Here is a 17,322-nt window from a genome sequence, read left to right on the forward strand (position 1 = left end):
CCTTGTGGGAAATCCTTGAACTTATACCTGCGCTACATGCGAAAGCAGATCGTGCGAAATATTTTTGTTTTGTCCTCGGGTTGCAATGTCTCCCAGGCTGAGCATGCCAACCAGTCGTTTGGATTTGTTGACGACGGGGACACGGCGGATTTTATTGCGAATCATGTGTTGGGCTGCGACGCCAAGGTCTTCGTCATCGAAACAGTATTCGATACCCTGACTCATGCATTGTTCAACCAGGGTGGTTTTGGGATCCAAACCTGCCGCCACCACGCGAATGGTGATGTCGCGATCTGTGATCATTCCAATCATTTTATCATTGCGACTGACTGGCAAGGAGCCGTAACTGTTCTTTTCCATCATCAGGGCTGCCTCTTGAACAGTTCGATCGGCACCGATTACGTCGGCGCGAGGGCGCATGACATCTTTGACTTTCATAACGTCTCCTTTTGTTGCCCCCAGAATACTCCGGGAGCTTCAATTTGAGCGTTAGAAATGATTCAGGAAACCGACCTTAGGGCTTGGCGCACTCGCCTTGTTTTTGGCAATCACGCATATCAGAACTGTATTCGTGCAATTCGCGCAAAGTGTAGCCAAGTTCTTGGTCGTATCCTTCGCGAACACTGCCCAATTGGCCGATGGTGATGAAATCGTTAATGCCTTCAAACCAAGCCTGATCATAAAGCTGACCGGTGGAAGTGGATTTAAAATAAACAGTCGCTGCAGAACGGATCACTTTGATGAAACGATTGCGTTGATCCAAAGCTTTTTGCAAACCGCCGCTGAAGCTCTTCCAGCATTTGACTTCGCCGACGCGAACAACTTTTTGAAGTTGAAGGTCGAAAACCACGATATCCAACTCACCGATGGTGCGAGAGCTGTCGCCATAGGCGATACCGACTTCAACTACGTATTGGGGAGCAGGGAATTGTTTGCGAACGTCCAAGCGGGCAATCTCTTCACAGATAGCGCCGGAGTCTTCATAACTGCGGGGAACCGATTTCAAGGCTTCAAAATCTTCAGCCCAGTTTGCAGCAAAAAGGTTTAAAGAAAAAAACAATGCGCTTAAGAAAACCGTTACCTTCATAAATCCCCTCCGAAGGCCCCCATAGATCGCTGAGCCCTGCAAATTGTTCAAGGATTTACTCCTTAAACATTAAATGTGCGCCGCACCATCGATAGGATGTTGAATTTATTACCCACAGTTTGTAAGAGCACCCCCATGACAATAAAAGTGATTCGTTTTCTAATTCCAGTTGTTGCTGCGTTTACTGGCTGTGCGGCTTTTGCCGGCATCCTTCCCAATAAGGAAGACCGCTGGAATTTCTATGTAAAACGTTTCGAACAAGTGGCGTCCCGTGAATCAGATATTCCTGAGGTCGCCATCGACAGAACCGTCGAATTCTTGCAATCCAATCGTATCAAGCTCGAAAAGCTATTGAACAACCGCAGTGTGGTGGTGATCAATGACTTCACTCAGGACAGCATTCGTGAACGCATGTTTGTGGTTTACGTTTATCTAGGCAAGGTTGAGCGTTACCAGGTGGCTCATGGGATCGGAAGCGGTGAAGGGCCTCATGTCTATAAGTGCTCAGGAGCGTCGGGATCCAAGGCGACTCCTCCAGGGTTTTTGGTTGTTCAGAATGAAAACCGGGCTTCCTCTTTCGGATCGGCGCTGTACATGGATGGGCTTGAAACCCGTAATAGCAGTTCCCGCGCCCGAGCGGTGGTGCTTCACCCGAACAAAACTGCATACGAGCGTGCTTTGATCCAACGCAAATGGGGTTTTATTGACCTGAGCGAAGGATGCACACAGCTGACTCGCGAAGACTATGCAAAGTTGAAATCCCGAATTCAGGGTGGCAGTCTGCTTTATAACTTCTGTCCTGAAGATAAGCGCTAATTCGGCGCATTCGCTTGGACTTCATTTAAAATTGATTCTATAAATGTCCTTGTACAACATCGTTGAAACAAGGACCTGTCTATGACAACTGCTTTGGCTCCCAAAAAGATTTGGTGGAAAGAATCCGTCGTTTATCAAGTTTACCCGCGATCTTTTAAAGACTCTAACGGGGATGGTATCGGGGATCTGAAAGGTCTGATTTCAAAATTGGACTATCTGAAGCATTTGGGTATCGACGTGATCTGGATTTGCCCGATGTTCAAGTCGCCGATGGATGATAACGGCTATGATATCAGTGACTATCAGGCTATCCACGAAGAGTTTGGCTCTATGGCGGATTTTGATCAGCTGCTTAAAGAATGTCATGATCGTGGCATTCGTTTGATCCTGGATTTGGTGGTCAACCATACCAGTGATGAACATCCTTGGTTCATTGAATCACGCTCCTCCAAAGACAATAAGAAGCGTGATTGGTATATCTGGCGCGACGGCAAAGACGGCCAGGAGCCGAATAACTGGGAAAGTATTTTCAGTGGTTCCGCATGGAGGTATGACGAGTTGACCAAGCAATGGTTCATGCACATTTTCTCTGCGAAACAGCCGGATTTGAACTGGGAAAACCAGGATATGCGTAAAGCAATTTACGACATGATTCGCTGGTGGTTGGATCGTGGAATTGACGGCTTCCGTATCGATGCCTTCAGTCACACGCGCAAAGAACCAGGACTGGCAGATATCCCCAATCCAAAAAATCTGGAATACGTGCCATCCTATTCCAAGCACATGAATGTGCCGGGTGTTTTGGATTATGTTCAGGATCTGGCGCAAAACACATTCAATCATTACGACATTATGACTGTGGGCGAAGCCAATGGTGTGAATGCGCAACAAGCGGAAGAATGGGTTGGCGAGTCTCGTAAACGCATGAACATGCTGATTCAATTTGAACACGTGGGCTTGTGGGACACGAATCCGGATCAGCGATTTAACATGGCTGATTTAAAGCGAGTATTTAATAACTGGCAAAAAGGTCTTGAGAATATCGGTTGGAATGCTCTATTCGTGGAAAATCACGATGTGCCTCGTATCAACTCCAAATGGGGTGAAAATACGAACTTCTGGAAAGAGTGCAGCACTTCAATTGCGACGATGTACTTCATGATGCAGGGGACTCCGTTTATTTATCAGGGTCAGGAAATCGGTATGACCAACAGTCATTTCGACGGTCCGGATGATTTCAATGATGTCTCTGCCAAAAATTATTTCGTGATGAAGCGCAAAGAGGGTCGTTCAGATGCAGATATCACGGCTGAGCTGAATCACACTTCCCGTGACAATGCACGAACGCCGATGCAATGGGATTCCTCTGCGAATGCCGGATTCACGACGGGTAAACCGTGGTTGAAAACAAATCCTAACTTCAAGCAAATCAACGTGGCTGCCCAAATGGAGGATCCAGAATCCATTTTGAACTATTATCGCCGCCTGATTCGTCTACGTCGCCAGCATGAGGGACTTATTTATGGATCTTTTGATCTGGTGGATGCTGACAATAAAGAAGTCTTTGCATACACGCGTACTTTGGGTGCGGAAAAGTTCCTGGTGATTTCAAATATGACCAAGAATGCGACTCGCTGTGCTTTGGGTCCGATTGCGGTGAAACCCGATAATTTGTTGCTGGCAAATATGCCGGTGACTGATCACGGTGTTGAGCACGGGATGAAGTTGAAACCTTTTGAGGCACGTATTTATAAAATTTAGTTATTAGAGAGTGCAGTCCTTAGGATTGCATTCAGTTCCACGGGTTTTTCCAGGGGAACGAAATGTCCCGAGCCCTCGATCAAATGCAGTGTCGATCGGGGGACAGCTTTTTGAAAAGCTTCGAGTTTTTCCTTCGGGGAGATTTTGTCCTGAACACCACCAATCAAAGTGACCGGGAACGCCAATCTGTTGAGGGTGATTTTTAGATCCAGACGATGCAAGGTCGCGTGAAGCTGGTTCAGATACATTTCTGTATTGTTACTGGCAGCCATGTCTATGATCAGTTTTCGAATCTCATCATTTTTCAGTGATTCATTGTGCAGGTAGTGTTGCAGAGCCTGGGCGCTTATTCCGGCGAACTGAACCTTTTTTAGCATGTTTGCCATTTGTACCCGGGTTTTGAACTCGCTGTCGGACAGCGGGCTTCCAGTGACTCCGATCAGGATGATTTGCTCGACCCGGTGAGGGAAGCGTGTGGCAAATACCTGTGCCACATATCCACCCATGGAAAATCCCAGAAGGGTTAGGGGGCCGCTAAAGGACTCCTCGATCAACGTCAACATGTGGTTCAGATCTTCTGAGTGGCGCAGATCCAGCACTTTATAGTCATGATCTGCCAGCAGTTCCATTTGGAATTTCCAAACCCGGTCGTCACATAAAAATCCTGGAAGGCACACGATGGATTTTGACATATGTTAAGAATAGCAGAAATTAGATGTGAGCGGCAATTCAGCTCTGAGATATTTGACAAGATCACCAAAAGAAATTTGCTAAAAAAGAGTCAAATTCAGCAATATGAGGAAATTCAAGGAGTGGTGAGATGAACATTCGTCATGATGTCTCCGGCCAAAGGTTTGCGACAACTGTTCAGGGCGGTGATGCTCATATCCTTTATCGTAGAGGCCCGAATAATGCCTATGACCTCTATGCGACTTATGTTCCTGTGGAGTCACGGGGACAAAACATCGCGGAGCAACTTGTCCGTGAAGCCATTCACATCGCCAAAGAAGAAAAGGTCCAGATCATCGCGACATGCCCTTATGTAGCCAGTTGGTTTCGCAAGCATCCTGAGGAGAACAAAATTCTTTCCACAGAATCCGGTGATTCTATCATTCAGGTGTTTTAACAAACAATTCTATGATGTACGCTTGATTCATGAGTAAAAAGTTTCATGAATTGATCGCGGAAGCATCCAAAGTCGTTTTGGATAAAGATGTTGAGGTTCGCCTGGCAATCACATGTTTGTTGGCCGGGGGGCATTTGCTGATAGAAGACATGCCGGGAGTGGGTAAGACAACACTCGTGCAGGTTCTGGGAAAGTTAACCGGACTAAAAACGCAAAGAATTCAGTTCACCATTGATCTTCTGCCGGCGGATGTTCTGGGCAGTCAGATCTTTAATCCGCAAGATCACAAATTTTCATTTCATGCGGGACCAATTTTTTCACAATTAGTGATGGCCGATGAGTTGAATCGTGCCAGCCCTCGTACACAAAGTGCTTTACTGCAGGCGATGGAAGAGGGCGAAGTTTCGGTGGATGGAATGACCTGGGAACTTCCGAAACCATTTTATGTCATAGCGACGCAGAATCCGCATCAACAAACCGGCACCTTTCCTTTGCCGGAAAGTCAGCTGGACAGATTTTTAATGAGCCTTGAGTTGAACTATGCCTCCAAGGGAACTGAGGTGCGCATTCTTCAAGGTGAAGATCCGCGTGCAGTGATCAAGCGCATGAATTCCCTTTTTGGTGAAGGCGAGTTCGAAGCGTCCATTAAAGTTATTGAAAAGGTCAAACTGTCAGAAGCCGTTGCCAACTATATTGCGAATATTCTGGAAGCCTCTCGCAAAGAAGGCTTCGATGGAGCTCCTTTGTCCACGCGATGTGGTATGTCGTTGGCTCGGGCGGCGAAGGCTTGGGCGTTTTTGGATGACCGGGATTATGTTCGTCCCGAGGATGTACAGCAAGTTCTGGTTCCGGTTCTGGGGCATCGCTTAGGAGGCAATCATGGCATCAAACGTGGTCGAGAGTGGGCGGCAGCTCTTCAAAAGGCAACGGCAGTCCCAGTCTAAGAAAGCCCGTACCTATATTTTACCGACGGGCTTTGGGTTGGCATTTGGCTTGATGGGTTTGGTTTTGTTCTTTATGGCTGTCGGCTATGCGAACAACCTAATTTACATTTTCTTTTTCTTTTTGATATCCATTGCGGTGACCGGAATGGTCGTGACCAATAGAAATGTCGAAGCGATACAGTTTCAAAGAATTCTGGCAGGAGATATCTTTTCCGGGGAAGACGGCCGAGTTCGAATTCAAATTGTGAATAAATCAAGTGCCGTCAGCTATGGCATTCAGGCGGTTTTTAATCGCAAGGCCACGGAAGCGGAAGCGGTGACGGTGGAGGCCGAGGATGAGACGGCCTTGAATGTGCATTGGACAGCTCCGCACCGAGGGCAACAGTCATTACCAGCACTGCGAATTCAGGGATCCTATCCCTTCGGCCTTTTACAAGCCTGGAAGCAGATAAAAAGTCCCGGGACTGTGGTGGTTTATCCGGCCCGCAAAGGCACCGTGGAATTTCCTATGGGATCTGGAGCCGATTCAGTCGCGCAAAGTGTTGGATTGTTTTTGAATCACAAACAATATCAATCTGGAGACCCTGTTCGACGCATCGACTGGAAAGCCAGCGCCCGACGTAATGAGGTTTTAATCAAGAAATTTGAGGAACCCGAAAAACCGGCTTTGAATTTTACCTGGGAGCAAACGGAATCTATTCGCGATCCCGAGTTGCGACTTTCGCAGTTAGCGCTGTGGATTGATCAGGCTGAAGCTCAAAACTATGTGTACTCCATGCGCTTGGGTGGCGTGCAGACGCCGTCAGCAAAAGGACGCGAGCATTGGCGCCGGTGTCTGGAAATTCTGGCACTGGCCAGAGTTGGGGAGCTGGGGTGAGGCGAGAGTTTTTCGCGCAGACATTTTTCAGTCTGGCCATTGTGATGTCCATGTTAATGGTCGCGGTCGAAGTCACTCCTTGGGTGGCGTTCCTGAGTATGGGGATGCTGATCTGGAAGTGGGGGATCGAGAAGTATCATTGGCAGGGGCTGTCGCGCAGATTCACCTCGGTGTTGAGCGTGATTTTGCTTGCGCAGGTATTGATTCAGTATCGCACTATCGTGGGGCAGGAACCGTCATATACACTGCTGTTGGGATTAAGCGGTTTAAGAATTATGGACTATTCCAATGAACGCGACCATCGCTTCGTCGCAATGTTGGGTTTTATCCTGATTTCAGTGAAGGCCTTGTTCAGTATTGATATCTACTGGATCATTCCTTCGATGTTTGCATTCTGGGGGATTTGGTATTCGTTACTGCCTCAGCAGTTGCCCAATAAAGAACGCATGCTGGGAAAAATGTTTTTGCTATCAGTGCCGTTGGCAGTGATTTTGTTTTTTGCCTTTCCCCGAGTGGTGATTCCGTGGGCGATGTCCCGTGGCAGCACCTATGGACAAATTGGTTTCACGGACGAGGTGAATCCCGGCCGGGTCGCAGAAATTGCCGGAAGTTCGCAATTGGCCTTTCGGGCCAAGATAGACCAGCTGCCTCTTGAAAGTGCCAGTGATTTGTATTGGAGGGGGTCTGTTCTGACTTCAACACGTGGACTGGTTTGGCGTCCGACTCCGTTTGGTGCCAGGCCGGCAGAGACGACCACGGGAAGTGGAAGTCTTTCGTATGAAGTGGCGATTGAACCCACCTCACAGAACTTTTTGTTTGCGTTGGAGGGAACACAGATTCTGACTTTGGAGACGGGGCGGGTGACAAACTTAAGTCACGCGGTTTTCAGAACTTCGCGTCCCATCGTTTCAACTCTGGTATATCAAGGACAGTGGACTCGGGACTATCAGGATCGCAGTCAGCCCACAGTGGTGGATTTGAAAACTCCGGAATTTAAAGGCCGCGTGCTTGAGTGGGTCACCGAGGCCAATAAGAAATCCCTTAAACCGGAAGAGCGCCTGGATTTACTGCGAAGCTTTTTCGTGGAGAATAAGTTCGTTTATACTCTGAATCCAGGAACCTATGGTGCGAACGATCTGGAAGAGTTCCTGTTTGAAAGACGTCGGGGATTCTGTGAGCATTTTGCCGGAGCCTACGCGGTCTTGGCACGTGGACTGGGTATCCCTTCACGAGTTGTGGTGGGATATCAGGGCGGAAAGTTCAACCCTATCGGGAATTTTTGGAGAATCGCGCAGCGGGATGCCCATGCGTGGGCTGAAGTCTTTGTGGGTAATTCGTGGAAGCGTGTTGATCCGACTTCATGGGTGGCACCGCTTAGACTGGTGATCGGTGCTGAGGATTTCTTTGCGATGTCGGAATCGGATCAGGAAGTCTTCGCAAGAAAGATAGATTGGCGACCGCAATCCCAGGGCACCCGTTTGTGGTGGGACCGGGCCACGTTCTTTGTCGAGGACATGAACTATCGCTGGAGTTACTTCCTGATGGAGTTCGATCGCAGCTCGCAGGATTCGTTTTTTGCCCTGCTGGGACAATATAAGCTGTTAAGCTTTGCGGGGATCAGTTTCGCATTAATACTGTTCTTCGTGCTGGTTCAAAACCTGTTCAAGACCCGGGTGAAGTTATCTGCGGAACAGGAGCTTTTAAACATCGTTCAGGAGTGGGGAAGTCATCATCACTTGGTGCGAACAGCCAGTGAGGCGCCTTTGCACTATTTTACCAGAGTGGCCGAAAAGTACCCTGCTCTTGGAAATGTCATCGGGGACATCAGCAAATACTACGATCAAAGAATCTATGCAGAACTTGCATCTACTGAATCTCCGGAGCGGCTTAAAAAAAGATGGTTTGCAGAGTCACGAAAGGTCAGTCCCTAAAAATGGAAGCGGGTCTGATTTGATTCAGACCCTGCCTCGGACGATATCTATGTTTGGCAGGACTTTTGATGCCAGATTCAGATCTATCCTTTTTCAAGATTTCACTTAGGCTGCGCATATCCTGAGATATCGTTTCACCCTTCATTATACACTTCTAAAAATGAGGAAATTGAATAAGTGTTCAAGGACATGTGTTTCCTTGAATTCTGGTCGATCATCCAACTTTTCTGGCCTTCAAAAAGCCTCATATATGGTTTCTTCTGTTAGCACACGGGCAGGAGGAAGCATATGGCTAGCATCTGGAAAGGCTCGATCAGTTTCGGACTTTTGAATATACCCGTCACTTTGCAGGGAGCGCAGTCTGAAAAGGAGATTCACTTCTCCATGTTGGATAAGAAAGACCTGTCGCGAATTCAATACAAGAAAATAAACGCCAAAACCGGCAAGGAAGTCGCGTACGAGAATATCGTCAAAGGCTACGAGTACTCGTCCGGTCGCTATGTGCTTGTCACCGAGGACGAAATACGCAAAGCAAATGTGAAGGCCTCGCAAACGATTGATATCGAGGATGTCGTTTCACTCGAGGAAATTGATCCGATGTACTTTGAGCGTCCCTATTATCTGGTGCCGCAGAAGGGAGCTGAAAAAGGGTATTACCTTTTGCGTGATGCTCTGGCCAAGTCCGGGCGGGTGGCGGTTTCAAAGATTGTGATTCGAATCAAACAACATCTGGCGATGATTATGCCCAAGGGTGAATACCTGATGCTTGAGCTTTTGCGCTTTGGTCACGAAGTGAAAACTGAAAAACAGGTTCACTATATGAAAGACGTTACAAAAACCGCCAAATACAATCCCCGGGAATTAAAAATGGCCGAAGACCTGTTGGAGGGCATGACCGGTAAGTGGAAGCCAGAACAGTACAAAGACACTTACTATCAGGAAGTCATGAAGATGATTGATCGTAAAGTAAAAACCGGCAAAGGACATCGTGTCGCGCCTGTTAAAGAGGAGCATATCGAAGCAACAGACAATGTTGTGGATTTGATGCCACTTCTGCAAAAAAGTCTGGCAGCCAGAAAGACTGCCAGAAAAAAAGCTCCAGCGAAGCGGGCGTCAAAAACCGCCTGAGTTTAAAATGGTTCAGCTCCCATTTCAGCGATGACGGCGCCACTGACGTAGCTTGAGTCTGCCTCTGAGGCCAGAAAGACATAGACCGGAGCAATTTCCTCGGGTTGGGCAGGGCGACCAATCGGCTGGTCCTTGCCAAAGTTTCGGACTTTGCTTTTTCGGGTGCCTTCATCAGATACATTCAACGGAGTCCACACTGGTCCAGGCGCGACAGCATTGACTCGTATGCCTTTGGGAACCAGCATCTGTGCCAAAGATTTTGTGAACGTATTGATGGCACCTTTTGTCGACGAGTAATCCAAAAGTTGGGCGGGTGCTCGGGATGCGGTCTCAGAACTTGTCGCAATTATACAAGAACCTGGCTTCATGTGTGGAACTGCCGCCTTGGCCAGGTGAAAATACGCATAGACATTGACCTTAAATGTTCGGTCAAACTCTTCAGTGGTGATTTCAGAGATATCCTCTTTGCGCATCTGATGAGCGGCATTGCTGACTAAAATATCAATGCCACCAAGCTTCTTGATGGTTTCCTGCACCGCCTTTATACAGAACTTCTCTTTAGAGAGATCTCCGGAAATCAGATGGCATTGACTTCCCAATTCCTCGATTTCTATTTTGGTTTCTTCAGCATCAATAACTTCTTCTGGCAAATGCGTGATGACAATGCTCGCACCTTCCCTTGCGTAGAGCAGGGCGACGGCTCGTCCGATACCGGAGTCACCACCGGTGATCAATGCTCTTTTGCCCACCAGCTTTCCGGCGGCTTTATACTGGGGAGCGCGATATAAAGGAGACACAGTCATTTTTTTCTCCAGCCCAGGCGATTTTTGTTGATGCTCTTTAAAGGGAGGCATGGGCTTGCGTTTGTGTATGCTGGTCATTTTCGTCTCCTATAGTATGTTTAACTCACTGGAATCCTCTTGCTTGCGGGATTTGCTGAGCAGATTTATTTTTTGGCTTAATTTCGAGTATCCCTGCCAAGGATCCTTTTTTCTTCGTCCCAAGTGCAACAGAGCTTTTTTTAAAGTGAAGTGATCGCCGCCTTGGATTTTTTTAAGTTCATTCCAGGTTATAGGCATCGCCACCGCGCTGACCGCTCTGGCGCGAAGAGAGTAAGGGGCCACAGCCGTAGCACCCTGCGAGTTTCTTAAATAGTCGACGAAGATTTTTCCGGTGCGAATTTTTTTGGACATTTTTGAAACAAACAGATCGGGGTCCTGTAGTTCCATTTGTTGGGCCAGGGCATGGGTGAAGCTGTTGATTTGATCAAATGAATAAATCGTGGCCACGGGGACATGGACGTGGACTCCCTTGCCGCCACTCAGTTTGACAAAACTTTTTAGCCCAAGACCTTCCAGAAGTTTTTTTAATTTAAACGCGGAAGTCACGACGGTCTTCCAGGAAACTCCGGGCCCAGGATCAAAATCCATGACGAACTGGTCCGGTGTTGCCGTGTCGGGGTGTCGTGAATTGGAGCAGTGGATTTCAAAAGCATTCATTTGCACCAATGCCGCGAGTCCCGCAGGATCGTGCAGGCTCATATAAGTGCCGTATCCGCCATGCTCCTTCATTTTGACCGGGGTTAGTGCCGCTGGCATATGCGTCTGATGTTTTTGAAAAAAGCATTGCTTGCTGGTGCCGTTTGGACAACGCACCAATGAAAGCGGGCGATCGGAGATCAAAGGAATAATCCAAGGTGCTGCTTTGGAATAAAAATCAGCGACTTGCAGCTTGGTGATCTTTTCTTTTGCAAACAGGATTTTCTCAGGAGAGGAAACCGTCCAATCCTCTGAGCTGACGGTGACGGGTTTAACGGGGGATTCCTTCTTTATTTGTCTGGTAGGTTTATCCTCACGCAGACCATGAAAGACTGGAACACGCAGGATTTCTTCGTGGGTCCAATTGGCAAAGGTGATCTCGGCACTTAAGCGGGGTTTAAGCCAATGAATGTCCTTGCCCTTGGGGGATTTCAAATCAAAGGGGGAAGAGGCCGATTCCAGCGGTTTGATTTGTTCAAAGATCTCCCGCAGTGATTGCCGTGTAAATCCCGTTCCGACTTTACCCACGTATTGTAACTTCTTATTCTTATAAACACCTAAAAGTAGCGCGCCAAAATGATCGCGGCTTCCTTTGCTTTCGGTGTAACCACCGATGACGAACTCCTGCTGTTCGGTGCATTTGGCTTTTACCCAATTGGGATTTCTTTCTGATAAGTAGGGGCTGGTTCTTTTCTTTGAAATAATTCCTTCCAGTCCATGCCTTTTTGCCAGAGCCAGAAGACTTTTTCCCGAACCATCAAATTCGGAACTGAATCGGATGCGACTGACGGACTTTTTTATATACTTCTGCATTTCATCGCGTCTTTGTCCCAGCTCCATGGAACGGAGATCCTTGCCATCAATGGCCAGAAGATCAAAAGCATAATAGTACATGTTGCGGGAGTTTTCAGATTTGATGGCATTCTGCAGAAGTTGGAAATCGCTGCGACCGTCTTTATCGAGCACAACGATTTCACCATCAATCACCGCACCATCAAGATCCAGGTCTTTGAGGGCATCGACAATCGCCGGAAACTTGGTCGACCAGTTTTGCCCCGAACGGGTGTATAGCTGAACTTGCTGGCCGTTGACGTGGGCTTGCATGCGATAGCCATCGAACTTTAATTCATGCAACCATTCGCTGCCTGTCGGAGGTGCATCCACCAACAAGGCTAGCTCCGGAGCGATGAAGGGCAGTTTTTTCTTTTTGGATTTGGATCGGGTAGAGGCCTTTATTTTTGGGACTTCCTTTGCATACAGGTCATCCTTCTTCATTAAAAGCCATTGATTGTTTCTTGCGGGAGTGCGTGTGCGCACCAGGTGAAAGACGCCTTTCAGTTTTTTCCCTTTTAGATTGATGACCAGATGGCCTTTTTTAAATCCTTTGGTGGCATCCTCCAAGGGCTCCCAGGTTCCTTTGTCCCAGATGTAAACTTCGCCTGCGCCGTATTCTCCTTCAGGAATGGTTCCGTGGAATTTTCCATAGGAGAGGGGATGGTCTTCAACCTCCACGGCCAGACGCTTTACTTGTGGATCCATGCTGGGACCTTTGGGGACAGCCCAGCTTTTAAGTACACCTTGCCACTCCAAACGGAAATCCCAGTGCAGATGACTTGCGTGGTGTTCCTGAACGACAAAAGACAGAGCCTTGGCCTTTCGGGATTTCTTAAGGCCTTTGGGCTCTGAGGTTTTTGAAAAATTGCGCTTTCGATTGTACTTCGAAAGAGTCATTTTTTACTCCGTCTAATACATGGACGGAGTATTGTGGCTGCGAGGTGACTCTATGGAATCGTCATAGGGCACATCAGCCGAAGTTTCCTGGTCCCAGCCGCGTTGTTGTTTGCGACTGTTTTCTTTGCTTGGCTTCGGAGCAGGCTTCTTGGCGGATTTGTTTTTCTTATTTTTGTGGGCCATGATGTCCTCCCTTGAAGTTACATTTTCCGTCGCTTTTCCCTTCACGTAAACGTCCTATGTTATTGATCAAGGAGCGGGTGACCTTGACTTGGATTTCAACTGTAAGAAACTATTTTTATGAATATATTCAAGTCCCATCAGGCTGCCGAAGAATACATTGTTTCAAGTTTCGGGAATGAACTGCGGTTTGCCATTCCCTTGGGGCTGGGTAAACCTAATCAGCTGGTAAATGCCGTGTACGAAAGAGTTAAAAGGGATTCGTCCCTGTCTTTGACACTTTTTACGGCATTGTCGCTGGATATTCCGCAACCCAAAACAGACCTGGAAAAGCGTTTTACAGGTGATTTCTTTTCCCGGCATTTTGGCGATGATTATCCCAGACTGGGCTACCTGAAAGATCTCAAGGATAAAAAAGTTCCTTCAAATATTCAGATTCATGAATTCTATTTTCAGGCCGGTTCAATGCTGGCAAATTCTGTTGCTCAACAAAACTATATCAGCCTGAATTATACTCACGTCGCGCAAAGTATCCTGGATATGAAACTGGACGGAGTCATGCAGCTGATCGCGAAGTCTTCTGACGGTCGCTACAGTCTTAGCTGCAATCCGGATCTGACCCTTGATGTGGTGGAGTTGTATAAAAACAAAAATAGACCATTTAAGGTCATTGGCGTGGTCCATCCCGATCTTCCTTTTCTTGGGGGAGACGCCGAAGTAGGCGCCGAATTCTTTGATGTCATTGTCGATTCAAATGAAGTGCGACACCAACTTTTTGCGACGCCTAAAAATAGCATCGACGAAACTGAACATTTGATCGGGCTCCACGCCAGTCGCTTGATTAAAGATGACGGAACTCTTCAGATTGGTATTGGTTCTTTGTCAGATTCTTTGACGGCGGCGACCTTGGTGAGACATCGGGATAATGCTGTCTATAAAAAGATTCTAAAGTCCTTGGATATGTCGTTCATCAAGTTGCCCGAGGCGGAGCTTTACGACGACTCATTTCAAACCGGAATTTATGGGACCAGTGAGATGATCATGGATGGTTTCATGCATTTGCGTACAGCGGGAATTTTAAAACGTGAAATTCATGATCACGACGAGAATGAGCGACGCTATCTGCATGGAGCGTTTTTCCTGGGCTCCAAATCATTTTATGAGTGGTTACGGGGGCTTTCAGCAGACGATTTCAAGGGATTATCCATGACCCGGGTGTCGAAGGTGAATGACCTGTATGATCCCCATGAGATGGCGCTGCGCCGGCAACGCAAAAACGCACGGTTCTTTAATTCCTGTATGCAGGTGGGATTGCTGGGCGGTGCAGCCTCGGAGACCTTGCAGAATGGGAACGTGGTGAGCGGAGTTGGGGGGCAATTCAATTTTGTGGCGATGTCACATGAATTGCCGGATTCATATTCAGTTCTGATGATGAAAAGCACGCGTGAAAAAGCGGGTAAAAGAGAATCTAACATCGTGTGGAGTCCGGAACAGTTGACGATTCCCCGGCATTTGCGTGATGTCGTGATCACGGAGTATGGGATCGCGTTTTTAAAGGGACAGAGTGATTCCGAGTGCATTAAAAGACTTCTGATGATCACAGATTCGCAGTTCCAGGATGAGTTATTGGAAACAGCCCGTAAGAATGGGAAAGTCGATCCGCAATGGAACATCCCGGAGATGGCTCGTGCAAACACACCTCACAAGATTCGCGAGTTTTTAAAAGAACAGGCACCGGAGTTTGTGTTTAAGAAATTTCCATTCGGAAGTGATTTTACAGCAGCAGAAGAAAAGCTGCAGGCGGCATTGCTAAATCTGAAGGACAAAACCCGTTTGCAACTGATCAAGACCCTTGCACTGGGATTCTTTGCGCAGAAATCAGCTTATATAAATGAACTGGAGCGTATGAAGTTATTGTCGCCCCAGTCATTCAGTGAATTTATTTATCAACGAATTCTGGTGGGCTCTCTTAAGGAGCTTGCTCATCAGAGTCTTCTTCAATAGTGCCTGAATCCTGTGTGCCGGCCTTCTTCTCAGGAGGTCGTTTCCAGGAAGCACTGGCTTCAACTTCGTTGATGGTGGTTTCGGTGCCGCATCGGGCGATTATATCATCCAGACGTTGTTCAGTTTCCTCATGGGTTAAACCCGTTTTCAAGGAAACCAAGTCCGTCAGTGAACTATAGTCGTGTTCAATTCTTTCAATATCGGACTCATTTAGATTCGCCCATTTTTTTCGGACTTCCTGGGTGACTTGATTCCAGTTTTGTTCATTCAAGCGGTGATCATTTGGTTGTTCCATAGAATCCTCCTGTGAAATAAGAATTGGGGCGGTGTTAAATCCGCCCCTTTGTTCTTATTGACGGCGTCGACGGGCAATCATTCCCGCGACAAATCCCACAGCGCATGCGCCCAAGACAGTCGCAAGTGGATGATCCTTAACGAAGTCTTCTGATGACTCGTAAGCATCCTGTGCGCGATGTTTGATGGTCTCATAACGATCAGTCCATTCGCGTTTCATCTCAGCACGTCTGTCTGACATTTGAGATTTGAGTTCAGATTTCGCTTCGCCATACAGATTTTTACCTGTATCGACGGCTTGTCTGCCTGTGGATTTAAGATCGTTCATAAGTTCTCTTGGTGTTTCAGCCATAGCACCCTCCTTGGTTTTTCATAAGGCCTTAAGCTATCTTTATCACTTTTTGGGATGTGCGCCAGAAATCCTTGCTTGAGTTGTTATCGTTCATAAACTCGACTGATTCATCGGCCAGTGTTGGTGCTCACTAGTCCAACACCGGATTCCATTTTTCGGTCTCTTTGGGAGCTTCGCCCAGTAAAATGAATGTGGTTCCGGCCTTGGCTTTGGCTCCCGCATTGGTTGGTGTTGCGAATTCAATCCCCCCTCTTAACAAGGCATCAACGGAATTCATTTTTACAAATGAGTTGAACAGTCCAAGCTTTGCTTGGAATCCGGCTTTTCTCCAAAACACCGTATTCGTTCGTACCAGTCGCGCGTATTCCCAAGGTACTCGTATTTGCACGTTGATAGTTTGTCCCGTTTTTGAAAGGGAAACCTTGGTCACGGTGCCGACGTCCATGCCGCGATAAAACAAGGTGTCGCCGTCACTGACGGAATCCAGGCGCTGAGTTTCGAGTTTGAACAGGGCAGTTTCTTCCAGGGGATTTTTTAAATCAGTGCCGATACGTCCTTGAAAGTTTTCTGCCTTGGGTCCGTCGCCGGGAACTGCAGAGATATAGCTGCCTTCGACCAGAGTATCCAATCCACGAATCTCCTCAAAGCTCACTCGGGGTGTTTCCAGCCAGTACTTGGTTCCTTCGTTCGCAAACTCGGCGGCATGTTTCTCCAGACGGGCAAAAACTTCGACGGCTTTCTTATCATCGGTTATGCGAATGTCGTTGACGATGCCAACGCGAACGCCACGAAAACGGACTTCGGTTTTTCCAGGTGTGATGCGTGAGCCCTCTTCAAATCGGATTTTTACTTCGGGACCCCGCTGTTCAAAGTAGTCATAAAGCAGATATCCTGAGATCAGGACCGCGAACAGGGGAAATACCCAAAAGTACCAGGTCGAACTAATGTTTTTCATCATAGGATTTTTTCCATATTGTGGTGGGATCAAAAGCCGCTGAAGAGAGCATTGTGAAAATCACGACAAGGGCAAAGATCCAGGCTCCTGATTCAGGTTTCGCATTAGCCCAGGGGCCGAGCTTCATGATGGCAACCAGAACAGCGAGCAGAAAAATATCCAGCATCGACCACCGTCCGATGGTTTCCACGATATTGTATAAGCGAGTTCTGAATTTCTTTTGATCCGATTTGCCAGTGGATAAACCCAGGTAAAACAATATGATCAGTTTCGCCAAGGGGATCAGAATGCTGGCCAGAAAGACGATGAGGGCAATACCCCAGGAGCCAGCGCGACTGAGCGTCACGATTCCCTCCCAAATAGTGGAGGTGGATTTGTTGCCGTAAATTTCCAGGGACATGAATGGCAGAAGATTTGCGGGAATATACAGGACCAGGGCTGCGGCAGAACAGGCCAGACTCAGCTCGCGGCCGGCGCGAAATCCCAAGTGGTTCAGAGTGCCGCAAGTTTCACAGGTGACATAGAGAGATGAGTCTTCGACGGGAAGAACTTCTCCGCAAATTTTGCATCGATCTATGGCGTCGCTTTCTGCCATGCT

18 protein-coding genes are annotated in these 17,322 nt (G+C 47.6%); 8 read left to right on the plus strand and 10 right to left on the minus strand.

Annotation, left to right across the window (positions count from 1 at the left end):
* Positions 1 to 21: 21 nt before the first annotated feature.
* Both AAAA73_RS13990 and AAAA73_RS13995 read right to left on the minus strand, forming a co-directional pair.
* Positions 22 to 438, minus strand: a complete 417-nt coding sequence (locus tag AAAA73_RS13990) for a CBS domain-containing protein (protein ID WP_340599088.1) — start codon at positions 436 to 438, stop codon at positions 22 to 24.
* 76 nt (positions 439 to 514) lie between these two features.
* The gene (locus tag AAAA73_RS13995; protein ID WP_340599089.1) at positions 515 to 1,087 is read right to left on the minus strand and encodes a hypothetical protein; all 573 of its coding nucleotides are present in this window, start codon (positions 1,085 to 1,087) and stop codon (positions 515 to 517) included.
* Between the two features lie 135 nt (positions 1,088 to 1,222).
* Here AAAA73_RS13995 and AAAA73_RS14000 point away from each other — a divergent pair, with 135 nt between their 5' ends.
* Both AAAA73_RS14000 and AAAA73_RS14005 read left to right on the plus strand, forming a co-directional pair.
* Positions 1,223 to 1,903 carry a murein L,D-transpeptidase catalytic domain-containing protein gene (locus AAAA73_RS14000; protein WP_340599090.1) on the plus strand — a complete coding sequence of 227 codons (681 nt, stop codon included), beginning with the start codon at positions 1,223 to 1,225 and terminating at the stop codon, positions 1,901 to 1,903.
* 81 nt (positions 1,904 to 1,984) lie between these two features.
* Complete coding sequence (locus tag AAAA73_RS14005; protein WP_340599091.1) at positions 1,985 to 3,664, plus strand: glycoside hydrolase family 13 protein; 1,680 nt, start codon at positions 1,985 to 1,987, stop codon at positions 3,662 to 3,664.
* Here the strand turns inward: AAAA73_RS14005 and AAAA73_RS14010 are convergent.
* Complete coding sequence (locus tag AAAA73_RS14010) at positions 3,661 to 4,356, minus strand: alpha/beta fold hydrolase (protein WP_340599092.1); 696 nt, start codon at positions 4,354 to 4,356, stop codon at positions 3,661 to 3,663. The two genes, AAAA73_RS14005 and AAAA73_RS14010, sit on opposite strands and share 4 nt — an antisense overlap.
* A gap of 128 nt (positions 4,357 to 4,484) precedes the next feature.
* Between AAAA73_RS14010 and AAAA73_RS14015 the strand changes: the two genes are divergently transcribed.
* From AAAA73_RS14015 to ku, 5 genes are all read left to right on the plus strand, one after another.
* Positions 4,485 to 4,790 (plus strand): GNAT family N-acetyltransferase, encoded by a 306-nt coding sequence (locus AAAA73_RS14015; RefSeq protein WP_340599093.1) that lies wholly within the window; start codon positions 4,485 to 4,487, stop codon positions 4,788 to 4,790.
* Positions 4,791 to 4,819: 29 nt separating this feature from the next.
* Positions 4,820 to 5,734 (plus strand): AAA family ATPase, encoded by a 915-nt coding sequence (locus AAAA73_RS14020; protein WP_340599094.1) that lies wholly within the window; start codon positions 4,820 to 4,822, stop codon positions 5,732 to 5,734.
* Complete coding sequence (locus AAAA73_RS14025) at positions 5,670 to 6,611, plus strand: DUF58 domain-containing protein (protein WP_340599095.1); 942 nt, start codon at positions 5,670 to 5,672, stop codon at positions 6,609 to 6,611. The genes AAAA73_RS14020 and AAAA73_RS14025 overlap by 65 nt, the downstream gene beginning before the upstream one ends.
* Positions 6,608 to 8,542, plus strand: a complete 1,935-nt coding sequence (locus AAAA73_RS14030; RefSeq protein WP_340599096.1) for a transglutaminase family protein — start codon at positions 6,608 to 6,610, stop codon at positions 8,540 to 8,542. The genes AAAA73_RS14025 and AAAA73_RS14030 overlap by 4 nt, the downstream gene beginning before the upstream one ends.
* A gap of 288 nt (positions 8,543 to 8,830) precedes the next feature.
* A complete protein-coding gene (gene ku / locus AAAA73_RS14035; RefSeq protein WP_340599097.1) occupies positions 8,831 to 9,670 on the plus strand; it encodes a non-homologous end joining protein Ku in 840 nt (279 codons plus the stop codon).
* A gap of 2 nt (positions 9,671 to 9,672) precedes the next feature.
* Here ku and AAAA73_RS14040 read toward each other — a convergent pair whose 3' ends face one another.
* From AAAA73_RS14040 to AAAA73_RS14050, 3 genes are all read right to left on the minus strand, one after another.
* Complete coding sequence (locus AAAA73_RS14040; RefSeq protein WP_340599098.1) at positions 9,673 to 10,473, minus strand: SDR family oxidoreductase; 801 nt, start codon at positions 10,471 to 10,473, stop codon at positions 9,673 to 9,675.
* Positions 10,474 to 10,560: 87 nt separating this feature from the next.
* Positions 10,561 to 12,939, minus strand: coding sequence for a DNA ligase D (gene ligD, locus AAAA73_RS14045; protein ID WP_340599099.1), 2,379 nt, complete (start codon positions 12,937 to 12,939; stop codon positions 10,561 to 10,563).
* Positions 12,940 to 12,951: 12 nt separating this feature from the next.
* Positions 12,952 to 13,122 carry a hypothetical protein gene (locus AAAA73_RS14050; protein WP_340599100.1) on the minus strand — a complete coding sequence of 57 codons (171 nt, stop codon included), beginning with the start codon at positions 13,120 to 13,122 and terminating at the stop codon, positions 12,952 to 12,954.
* Between the two features lie 117 nt (positions 13,123 to 13,239).
* On the opposite strand from AAAA73_RS14050, the gene AAAA73_RS14055 reads away from it, so the two are divergent.
* Entirely contained in the window at positions 13,240 to 15,123 is a 1,884-nt protein-coding gene (locus AAAA73_RS14055) for an acetyl-CoA hydrolase/transferase C-terminal domain-containing protein (RefSeq protein WP_340599101.1), read from the plus strand.
* Here the strand turns inward: AAAA73_RS14055 and AAAA73_RS14060 are convergent.
* From AAAA73_RS14060 to AAAA73_RS14075, 4 genes are all read right to left on the minus strand, one after another.
* Positions 15,089 to 15,418 carry a hypothetical protein gene (locus tag AAAA73_RS14060; protein ID WP_340599102.1) on the minus strand — a complete coding sequence of 110 codons (330 nt, stop codon included), beginning with the start codon at positions 15,416 to 15,418 and terminating at the stop codon, positions 15,089 to 15,091. The genes AAAA73_RS14055 and AAAA73_RS14060 overlap by 35 nt on opposite strands.
* 54 nt (positions 15,419 to 15,472) lie before the next feature.
* Entirely contained in the window at positions 15,473 to 15,769 is a 297-nt protein-coding gene (locus tag AAAA73_RS14065) for a DUF883 family protein (protein WP_340599103.1), read from the minus strand.
* Positions 15,770 to 15,899: 130 nt separating this feature from the next.
* Positions 15,900 to 16,727 (minus strand): MlaD family protein, encoded by an 828-nt coding sequence (locus tag AAAA73_RS14070; protein ID WP_340599104.1) that lies wholly within the window; start codon positions 16,725 to 16,727, stop codon positions 15,900 to 15,902.
* Complete coding sequence (locus AAAA73_RS14075) at positions 16,711 to 17,319, minus strand: paraquat-inducible protein A (protein ID WP_340599105.1); 609 nt, start codon at positions 17,317 to 17,319, stop codon at positions 16,711 to 16,713. The genes AAAA73_RS14070 and AAAA73_RS14075 overlap by 17 nt, the downstream gene beginning before the upstream one ends.
* Positions 17,320 to 17,322 lie beyond the last annotated feature (3 nt).

This window comes from Bdellovibrio sp. GT3, assembly GCF_037996765.1.
Lineage (GTDB): Bacteria > Bdellovibrionota > Bdellovibrionia > Bdellovibrionales > Bdellovibrionaceae > Bdellovibrio.

Coding starts and splice junctions, on each gene's coding strand:
- AAAA73_RS14060 (WP_340599102.1), bottom strand. CDS start 15,418: ATGGAACAACCAAATGATCACCGCTTGAATGAACAAAACTGGAATCAA.
- AAAA73_RS14005 (WP_340599091.1), top strand. CDS start 1,985: ATGACAACTGCTTTGGCTCCCAAAAAGATTTGGTGGAAAGAATCCGTC.
- AAAA73_RS14055 (WP_340599101.1), top strand. CDS start 13,240: ATGAATATATTCAAGTCCCATCAGGCTGCCGAAGAATACATTGTTTCA.
- AAAA73_RS14010 (WP_340599092.1), bottom strand. CDS start 4,356: ATGTCAAAATCCATCGTGTGCCTTCCAGGATTTTTATGTGACGACCGG.
- ku (WP_340599097.1), top strand. CDS start 8,831: ATGGCTAGCATCTGGAAAGGCTCGATCAGTTTCGGACTTTTGAATATA.
- AAAA73_RS14070 (WP_340599104.1), bottom strand. CDS start 16,727: ATGATGAAAAACATTAGTTCGACCTGGTACTTTTGGGTATTTCCCCTG.
- ligD (WP_340599099.1), bottom strand. CDS start 12,939: ATGACTCTTTCGAAGTACAATCGAAAGCGCAATTTTTCAAAAACCTCA.
- AAAA73_RS14050 (WP_340599100.1), bottom strand. CDS start 13,122: ATGGCCCACAAAAATAAGAAAAACAAATCCGCCAAGAAGCCTGCTCCG.
- AAAA73_RS14025 (WP_340599095.1), top strand. CDS start 5,670: ATGGCATCAAACGTGGTCGAGAGTGGGCGGCAGCTCTTCAAAAGGCAA.
- AAAA73_RS14015 (WP_340599093.1), top strand. CDS start 4,485: ATGAACATTCGTCATGATGTCTCCGGCCAAAGGTTTGCGACAACTGTT.
- AAAA73_RS13990 (WP_340599088.1), bottom strand. CDS start 438: ATGAAAGTCAAAGATGTCATGCGCCCTCGCGCCGACGTAATCGGTGCC.
- AAAA73_RS14040 (WP_340599098.1), bottom strand. CDS start 10,473: ATGACTGTGTCTCCTTTATATCGCGCTCCCCAGTATAAAGCCGCCGGA.
- AAAA73_RS14020 (WP_340599094.1), top strand. CDS start 4,820: ATGAGTAAAAAGTTTCATGAATTGATCGCGGAAGCATCCAAAGTCGTT.
- AAAA73_RS13995 (WP_340599089.1), bottom strand. CDS start 1,087: ATGAAGGTAACGGTTTTCTTAAGCGCATTGTTTTTTTCTTTAAACCTT.
- AAAA73_RS14065 (WP_340599103.1), bottom strand. CDS start 15,769: ATGGCTGAAACACCAAGAGAACTTATGAACGATCTTAAATCCACAGGC.
- AAAA73_RS14075 (WP_340599105.1), bottom strand. CDS start 17,319: ATGGCAGAAAGCGACGCCATAGATCGATGCAAAATTTGCGGAGAAGTT.
- AAAA73_RS14000 (WP_340599090.1), top strand. CDS start 1,223: ATGACAATAAAAGTGATTCGTTTTCTAATTCCAGTTGTTGCTGCGTTT.